At 67.2% G+C, this 7124-nt stretch carries 10 protein-coding genes and 1 pseudogene; 3 read left to right on the top strand and 8 right to left on the bottom strand.

The window, feature by feature from the left end; genetic code table 11:
- The first annotated feature begins 357 nt into the window (after window positions 1-357).
- Complete coding sequence (locus QOL99_RS13520; RefSeq protein ID WP_285524577.1) at window positions 358-624, top strand: AbrB/MazE/SpoVT family DNA-binding domain-containing protein; 267 nt, start codon at window positions 358-360, stop codon at window positions 622-624.
- A 3-nt stretch (window positions 625-627) separates the two neighbouring features.
- Entirely contained in the window at window positions 628-1020 is a 393-nt protein-coding gene (locus tag QOL99_RS13515; RefSeq protein ID WP_285524576.1) for a PIN domain-containing protein, read from the top strand.
- A gap of 190 nt (window positions 1021-1210) precedes the next feature.
- Here the strand turns inward: QOL99_RS13515 and QOL99_RS13510 are convergent, their stop codons facing one another.
- From QOL99_RS13510 to msrB, 6 genes are all read right to left on the bottom strand, one after another.
- Window positions 1211-1558, bottom strand: coding sequence for a type II toxin-antitoxin system PemK/MazF family toxin (locus tag QOL99_RS13510; protein ID WP_285524575.1), 348 nt, complete (start codon window positions 1556-1558; stop codon window positions 1211-1213).
- Entirely contained in the window at window positions 1549-1803 is a 255-nt protein-coding gene (locus QOL99_RS13505) for a ribbon-helix-helix domain-containing protein (protein WP_119765841.1), read from the bottom strand. Before QOL99_RS13505 ends, QOL99_RS13510 begins: the two co-directional genes overlap by 10 nt.
- 142 nt (window positions 1804-1945) lie before the next feature.
- The gene (locus QOL99_RS13500; protein ID WP_285524574.1) at window positions 1946-2371 is read right to left on the bottom strand and encodes a type II toxin-antitoxin system VapC family toxin; all 426 of its coding nucleotides are present in this window, start codon (window positions 2369-2371) and stop codon (window positions 1946-1948) included.
- Complete coding sequence (locus tag QOL99_RS13495) at window positions 2368-2748, bottom strand: helix-turn-helix domain-containing protein (RefSeq protein ID WP_285524573.1); 381 nt, start codon at window positions 2746-2748, stop codon at window positions 2368-2370. Before QOL99_RS13495 ends, QOL99_RS13500 begins: the two co-directional genes overlap by 4 nt.
- A gap of 196 nt (window positions 2749-2944) precedes the next feature.
- On the bottom strand, window positions 2945-3706 hold the full coding sequence (locus tag QOL99_RS13490; protein ID WP_285524572.1) for a hypothetical protein: 762 nt from the start codon (window positions 3704-3706) through the stop codon (window positions 2945-2947).
- A gap of 318 nt (window positions 3707-4024) precedes the next feature.
- Window positions 4025-4492 carry a peptide-methionine (R)-S-oxide reductase MsrB gene (gene msrB / locus QOL99_RS13485; protein ID WP_285524570.1) on the bottom strand — a complete coding sequence of 156 codons (468 nt, stop codon included), beginning with the start codon at window positions 4490-4492 and terminating at the stop codon, window positions 4025-4027.
- 113 nt (window positions 4493-4605) lie between these two features.
- On the opposite strand from msrB, the pseudogene QOL99_RS13480 reads away from it, so the two are divergent.
- Window positions 4606-5367 (top strand): annotated as a pseudogene (locus tag QOL99_RS13480) (DsbA family oxidoreductase).
- Window positions 5368-5425: 58 nt separating this feature from the next.
- On the opposite strand, the gene QOL99_RS13475 reads toward QOL99_RS13480, so the two are convergent.
- The gene (locus tag QOL99_RS13475; protein ID WP_285524568.1) at window positions 5426-5725 is read right to left on the bottom strand and encodes a hypothetical protein; all 300 of its coding nucleotides are present in this window, start codon (window positions 5723-5725) and stop codon (window positions 5426-5428) included.
- A 1-nt stretch (window position 5726) separates the two neighbouring features.
- Window positions 5727-7124 (bottom strand): carboxylesterase/lipase family protein (locus QOL99_RS13470; RefSeq protein ID WP_285524566.1); only part of this gene is annotated, 1398 nt, incomplete at its 5' end.

The following is a 7124-nucleotide window of genomic DNA, read 5'->3' as shown; positions in this document are numbered from 1 at the left end:
GCGCGTTCCAGACAGCCTTTTCTAAAACTGCAAGATGTCAGTCAACCCATGCTGAATCTTTAGAGGCAGGGGTGTGAAAATGAAGATCTACAGTCCATAATTTGAGGCCATTCGGGCTGTCGTTTATTTCGTTGTATTTTTCCAGAAGAGTCATTCCGCACGGATGTTACCAGGGCTAGAGGCAGTTGTGGACAAGTTTTTGCTCAAGCCTCTGCTTTGGCGGAGAAAAGCGGGGCGGGGGAAGCGGGCAGAAGGGGAAGGTGGGGGACGGGGGTTTTCTCACCATCTCGGAATTTCCAGTCAGGAAAGCTCTGATAGTCACTTTTCGATTTCTCACCTGTTCGGTTATACTTAGGCATGACTGCTCCTCATCCCCTTTATCTGAAATTACAACAACAAGGACGAGTCCTGATCCCCTCTGAAGCTCGCGCCAGACTGGACGTGAAAGAAGGCGACGAGTTGATCCTGCTGGAACTGGAGGACGGCTACAAGCTCACCAGCCGCCGCCTGCTGGCCCAATCGCTGTACGGCAGCTTGCAGAAAACAGGCGAGATGAAAGACCGGGACTTTACTCAGGAACTCCTGGACGAACGCCGTGCAGAAGCGAAGAAGAAGGGCTGGTAAGGCGTGCTGCTGGATGCCAGTGCCATCATCGCGTTCCTGCTGAAAGAAGAGGGCGGTGCGGAAGTTCTGAACGTGGTGGGGAGTCGCCCATGCTTCGTGAGCAGCGTGACCCTGACGGAAGTTCAGGGAAAGTTGATTGGGAGGGGCGCGTTCACGCCGAAGCAAGTTCAGGCGCACCTTGACCCGCTGCTGGGGCTAGCGCGTGAAGTGGTGTTCGGCGCTGATTGTCGTGAAGCTGCCGTGTTCTACTACGCCCGCAAGTCTCCGTATGACCTGAGCCTTGGGGACGCAGCCTGTCTGGGAACAGCGGAAGTCCTGAAGGTGGATGTGCTGACTGCCGAGCAAAACTGGGCCAAGATTCCCGACCTGCCTTTCAACGTTCGCTTGATTCGCTGAGTTTTAACCTTAGCTCAAGCCTCTGTTTTGGCGGGGAAAAGCGGGGCGGGGAGTGCGCCTGGGGGCGTGGGGATGGGGAATGGTTCCGCTGCGCTGATGGAGGATGGAAGGAAGGTGAGGAGTCGGGGGATCTGGAAGTCGAGGGGGACGATGTTTTCTCCACTCCTCGACCACTGGACTTCTCGACTTTTTACAGGGCCAGGTGCAGGCGGATTCTGGCGTCCAGTTCGGTCATCAGGTCGGTGGGGACTTGCCCCAGGCGCTTGCCGATTCGGCTGACGGCAATGCAGGTGATGAGTTCCGTCTGGGCTTTGCTGTCCAGATTTAGACCGGTGCGCTCGGTGGGCAGCAGAAGCTGAAAGTCATAGACGGTGTTCAGGTTGCTCGTGAGTGGAACCACCGTCAGGGCATCCGCTTTGGCGTTGGCGACATTGTTGGTGATGACCACAGCGGGGCGTTTGAAGTCCGGCTCACCCGCGCGGGCGGGGCCGAAATGGGTCAGAAAAATGTCGCCGCGCCGGATGAGTCCTACAGCCATTCGCTACCGTCGCTGGGTTCCAGTCCGTCGGTGTTGCCTTCCAGAAAGAGGGCGCGTTCGGGGTCGTTCTCACGGGCGAGTGCGGTGTATTGCTCGGCCAGTTCCTGTTCCCTGAGGGCTTGAACGGCTTTCACGAAGGCTTCGCTGCGGCTTTCCAGTCCGTGCGTTTGCTGGTAGTTCTTGATGTAACGGGCGATATCGGGCGGCAGGCTGATGGTCATGCGTTCGGCGTTCTGGTAAGTCATGCCGTCATACTAACATTCATACGTTCTGGCTTACGCTGGTTTGGCCTGTTGTCAGAGCCTCTGCTTTGTCAGGGAAAAGTGGGGCGGGGGAAGCGGGCGGAAGGGGAAAGTGGGGAGACGGGGTGGCTCGTCCCCTCGCCTTCTACGGCACCCACACCTGCCCTGGTAGCACCTGCTCAGCCACGGTTCTCAAGTTCGTGTCGAAGGTCATGAACTGAAGTCCAAGTGGAGAGACAGCTTGCGCGGCGGCCAGGTGAACGGCGTCGTAGGCCCGCAGAGTGTGTGCCTGCGCGAGCGCGGCGGCGTCCTGCAAGAGTTGCTGGTCTACGGCGACATGCTGGAAGGTCGGCCAATCGCTCCTGAATGCCTCCAGGGCCGTCTGGTACGCCCGACCGCTCAGCAGCTTTCGAGCCCGCCGCCAGGTGAAGGCAGAAACCATCTCCACATAGGTGATGACATGGCAGATCACACCGTCTGCCTGTTCCTTGCAGGCGGCGACCTGCCCATAGTCCGGTTCGCGGGTATAGAGGCGAAGCAGCGCGGAGGTGTCGAGGTAGAGCAGGCTCAAAGCGACGGCCCCAGCAGGTCGGGCAGAAGGTCTTCAATAGGAGGACCACTGACGGGGACAGGCTCGGCCAGGCCCTTCGGTTGCAGCCCCCAGGGACTCCCCCCCAGCAGCCGTAGGGCGCGTTCGCGGGCCGCCTGCTCAGCCTCGTCGGGTTGGTCAACCACCTGCAAAATGTCGCCCACATCGGCCTTGACCCCCAGACGCCGCAAGCCTGTCACGAGGTCCACGAGCGTACCGATCTCCACCCGTTCGACGCGCCCGTGGAAGATGGCGTGGACCGTGGCAGGGCGCATTCCGGCAGCCTCGGCCAGTTGCTTCTGGCTGATGTGGTGCCGCCGCAACAGCTCGGCGAGGCCAATATGCATTTGTGCAGTCACGATTACCCCCTGGGGGAACGGTAACGCTTTTGGAAGTAAGAAACGCAGACAGGAGAGAGGAACTTCCGGCCAGCTCGTTTCTGCTCTTGCTGCAGCCCGGATGGCACCATCAGACGGCGGGATGGCAACAAGGACGACTGCCACAGGAAGAGGGCGGACACCCATCCGGCGTCCGCCCTCTCCTGCCTGTCTGGCTTCAGCTGCCAGCGGGTGCCGTGCTGGCCGTGCCGATGCGCGACCACACGATGACCGTGAAGCCGCCGCGCTCGTAGACGCGCAGTTCGTAGGTCTGGCCGCCCTGCGTGAACAGGCGGATTTCACCCTCAGGCAGACCGGTCAGGCCGGTGGCCGTGGTGCCGGTGCTGGCCGTCGTATCTGCCGCAGCGGTGTCCGTGGCTGCCGCGTCGGTGGTGGCCGTCTCGGTGGTGGTCGCCTCGGTCGTCGCCGTTTCGGTGGTGGTCGTGGTCTCCGTGGTCGTCGTGGTGGCCGTCTCGGTGGAGGCCTGGGCAGCCTCGCCCTCAGCCGCCGCGCCGTCCGCCGCTGCATCTGCACCGTCCGCCGACACGAACCCGGCGGTGGTGAAGGCCTGCACGATCTGGTCGATCGAACCCGTCACCGAGCCGCGGTAGACCGCGCCGCCGCCCAGCACGGTCGAGAAGGTCTTGACCAGAGCGGCGTCCTGAATGCCGGGAATCGTGACCGTGGCGTCGCCGATCGTCAGGGCAGCTTCCTGCGACACGACGGGAGCGGGAGCTTCCTCGGTGGCGGGCGTCTCGGTCGGAGCAGCGGGCGTCGCCGGGGCAGCCGGGGCAGCGGGGGCGGCCGGGGGCGTCGCCGGGGGTGCGGGCGTGGTCGGAGGCGTGGGCGGAGTGGCGGGGGGCTGCGTCTGGGCCAGCGCAGTGCTCATGCCGAACATCAGGGTGGCGGTCAGCAGGCTCAAGCGTCCAAAGTTCTTCATGGCAATACCTCCGATGGTGCGGTCCTACGGCGTGGCAAAGGTCCGAAACGAAAACTGCTCTACAGTTGGTTCCTGCGTAGCCTAGCATCCCAGATGAGAATTCATGCAACCTCCCGGCGGGGGCCGACTTCGGGAGACTTTCATCTGAAGGTCGCGGCTCAGGGGGTCGCGGCGTCGCCACGGGATCGGCTGCGGGCGGCGGCACGGCCGGGCTCTGGCCCCAGCACCGTGAGCGGTCACCGGAGCGACGAGAGGACCGCCGGGGAAGTTGCCCCGTGGTCCTCTCGCCCTGCTCTGCCGGACGGCCTACGGGTCCGCCTACGACTGGAACAGCCTGAGGTATTCGCCGTACCCCTGGGCCTCCAGCTCGTTCACGGGCACGAAGCGCAGCGCCGCCGAGTTGATGCAGTAGCGCAGCCCGCCTTCCTCCTGCGGGCCGTCCGGGAAGACGTGCCCCAGGTGCGAGTCGGCCGAGGGCGAGCGGACCTCGGTCCGGGCGTAGCCGATCTTGTGGTCAGTGTTCTCGGTCAGGGAGGTGCCCGGCAGAGGCCGGGTGAACGAGGGCCAGCCGCACCCCGCGTCGTACTTGTCGAGCGAGCTGAACAGGGCCTCGCCGGACACCACGTCCACATAGAGGCCGGGGGCCTCGTGGTCCCAGTACTCACCGGTAAAGGCCCGCTCGGTGCCCTCCTGCTGGGTCACCCGGTACTGCATGGGCGTGAGCCGCTGACGCAGGTCCTCGTCGCTGGGCCTGGCGAAGGGGGGACGGGCCGGATCGGTGGTCATGGGCCGAGTGTAGGGGCGGCCGCCAGGCAGGAATAGGAGCCTTCTTCCGACCCCAGGTGCCCGACGTGCCCCCCCTCCTTGCTTTGTTTTTTAAAGCAGGGCAGAATGGGGGCATGACAGCCTTCACTGCCTCCTCTCCGGACAAGCTGCGGGTGGACATCTGGTCCGATATCGCCTGCCCGTGGTGCTACGTCGGCAAGCGGCGTTTCGAGACGGCCCTCGCCGACTTTCCCTGACGCGATCAGGTCGAGGTCGTGTGGCACTCCTTTGAACTCGACCCGGCGGTAGCGGCGAGGCCGGGCCAGTCCATGCGGGCGATTCTGGCGGGCAAGTACGGGCGCAGCGAGGCGCAGGCCCAGGAGATGCTCGACGCCATGACGGGAACGGCGGCGGACGAGGGGCTGGACTACCACTTCGGGGACCTCCAGCCCACCAACACCTTTCAGGCCCATCAGGTGATTCATCTGGCGGCGCAGGGGGGCCAGGGGGACGCCATGAAGGAGCGGCTGCTGCGGGCCTACTTCACCGAGGGCGAGTTTCTGGGCGACCCCGAGGTGCTGGTGCGGCTGGCGACCGAGGCCGGGCTGGACGCGGACGAGGTGCGGGCGGCGCTGGCCTCCGGCGAGTACGCGGGAGCCGTCCGGCAGGACGAGGCGCAGGCCCGTGCGCTGGGCATCAGCGGTGTGCCCTTCTTCGTGCTGGGCGGCAAGTACGGGGTGAGCGGCGCCCAGTCGCCCGACGTGCTGCGCTCGGCGCTGGAGCAGCTGTGGGCTGAAACGCACCCCGCGCCCCTGACCCTGCTGGCGCAGGACGCCCCCGCCGAGAGCTGCGAGGGCGACTCCTGCGCGGTGCCGGGAGTGGCGAACCGGGCCTGACAGCGGCTTGAGGGGGCCGCCTTCTCCCGCCGGGGAGGGCTCGGCCCTTTCCGTGGCCCTACCCCCGGCGCACCAGCCAGCGGGTCAGCATCTGGCTGCCGAAGAAGACGGCGGCGAACAGCAGCGCCCCGGCAGGCTCCCGCACGCCGAACAGCGCCACGCCCCCCAGCAGCGAGGCGAGGCCCCGCAGAGCCAGCCGCCCGCGCCCGTCGCCCCGCAGGGTCAGGCGCAGGACCAGCAGCAGCGCCGCGAGGCCCGCTCCCAGCACCACCAGATCGAGGGGGTCGCGCCGCAGTCCCCAGGTCAGACCCAGCAGGGCGGCGGCCAGCAGCAGGAGAGCCGGGGGAGCCGCCCTCACCTCACCGGCTCCAGACCTCGCAGCGGTGCTCCTGCCGGAAATCGAGGCGCTCGCCCACCGCGCCGGGAGCGAGGCCCAGCACGTTGTTCCGGGCGGGGTCGAGGCGGGCCCACCCCGGCAAACCTGCGCCGTTGGGGTTCCCGGCGCGGGCGAAGTTGCCCCAGTAGGCGCGGATGGTGCGGGCGAGGTCGGCCTGCGCGGGGGTGAAGCCCGCCGGGCTGGCGAGGCCGGGCAGCGGCGTGCCGAACACGCTGATGATCTCGGCGGCGTGGTAGGCCCCGTAGCGCGGCACCGTGGCGGTGGGGGGCAGGGTGATGGGAGCGTTCCGGTCGCGGAACTCGTAGGCGTACACGGGCGTCACGCGGGCGAGGTCGCGCGACAGGTCGTTGACCGGGCAGGCGAAGAGGCCGTCCCCGGCGAGGGCGGCGGCGGCCAGTCCCACCGTCTCGTAGTCGCGGGTGGCGTAGTTCGCCAGCACGCGGGGCGTGTTCCAGCGCTCCAGCACGGCCACCAGCGCCACGTACTGCCAGCGCGGGAGGTCCCGCTGTGCCCCCAGCGGCGCGACGAAGAGGGTGCCCTCGTCCTGGTTGCTCCCCACAATCAGGGGCACACGGTGAACCTCGCCCCGGCGGAAGGCCTCGGCGGGGGCCACGGGCACCGCAGCGTCGCCGTAGACAGGGGGCAGGGCCACCGTGCCGGGCGCCCGCACGCCCGGCACCTCGGTGCTCAGCAGCCGCTCGGCGGGCACCCGGCGCAGGCAGGCGGCGTCGCCCTCCGGGCAGCCCAGGGCGCGGGCGTAGGCGGCCCCGGTTTTCAGGGCCTGGGTCACGGGCACGGTGTTGATCTCGGGGGTGCAGGGACCGCTCTGGAGAATCGCCCGGTCGAACAGGCCCGCCGACAGGGGCGAAGCGAGCTGGGCGCACACGCTCATGCCGCCCGCCGACTCCCCGAAGAGGGTCACGTTGCGCGGGTCACCCCCGAAGGCCGCCGCATTGGCCCGCACCCAGCGCAGGGCCGCCTGCTGGTCGAGCAGGCCGTAGTTGCCCACCGTGCGGCCCTCCAGCAACTCCGGCGCGGCGAGAAAGCCCAGGGCGCCGAGGCGGTAGTTGATCGTCACCACGACCACGCCCTGCTCGCGGGCCAGCACCCGCGCGTCGTAGTCGCTGCCCGCGCCCGAACGGAAGGACCCGCCGTGGACCCAGACCATCACCGGGGCATTCCGGGCGTTCGCGGGGGCGGTCACGTTGAGGTACAGGCAGTCCTCCGAGCCGCGCACCCCGCTCTGGCCCTCGACCAGCCCGGTTTGCAGGCAGACGTTGCCGGGGCGCGAGGCGTCGCGCTCGCCCACCCACAGGGCCGGGGGCTGCGGGGCCTTCCAGCGGCGGTCGCCCACGGGCGG

This window comes from Deinococcus rhizophilus (assembly GCF_030271215.1).
In the GTDB taxonomy this organism is placed as follows: Bacteria; Deinococcota; Deinococci; order Deinococcales; family Deinococcaceae; genus Deinococcus; species Deinococcus rhizophilus.
The sequence above is the reverse complement of the archived record's forward strand: the minus strand, read 5'-3'. Positions and strand labels throughout refer to the sequence as shown.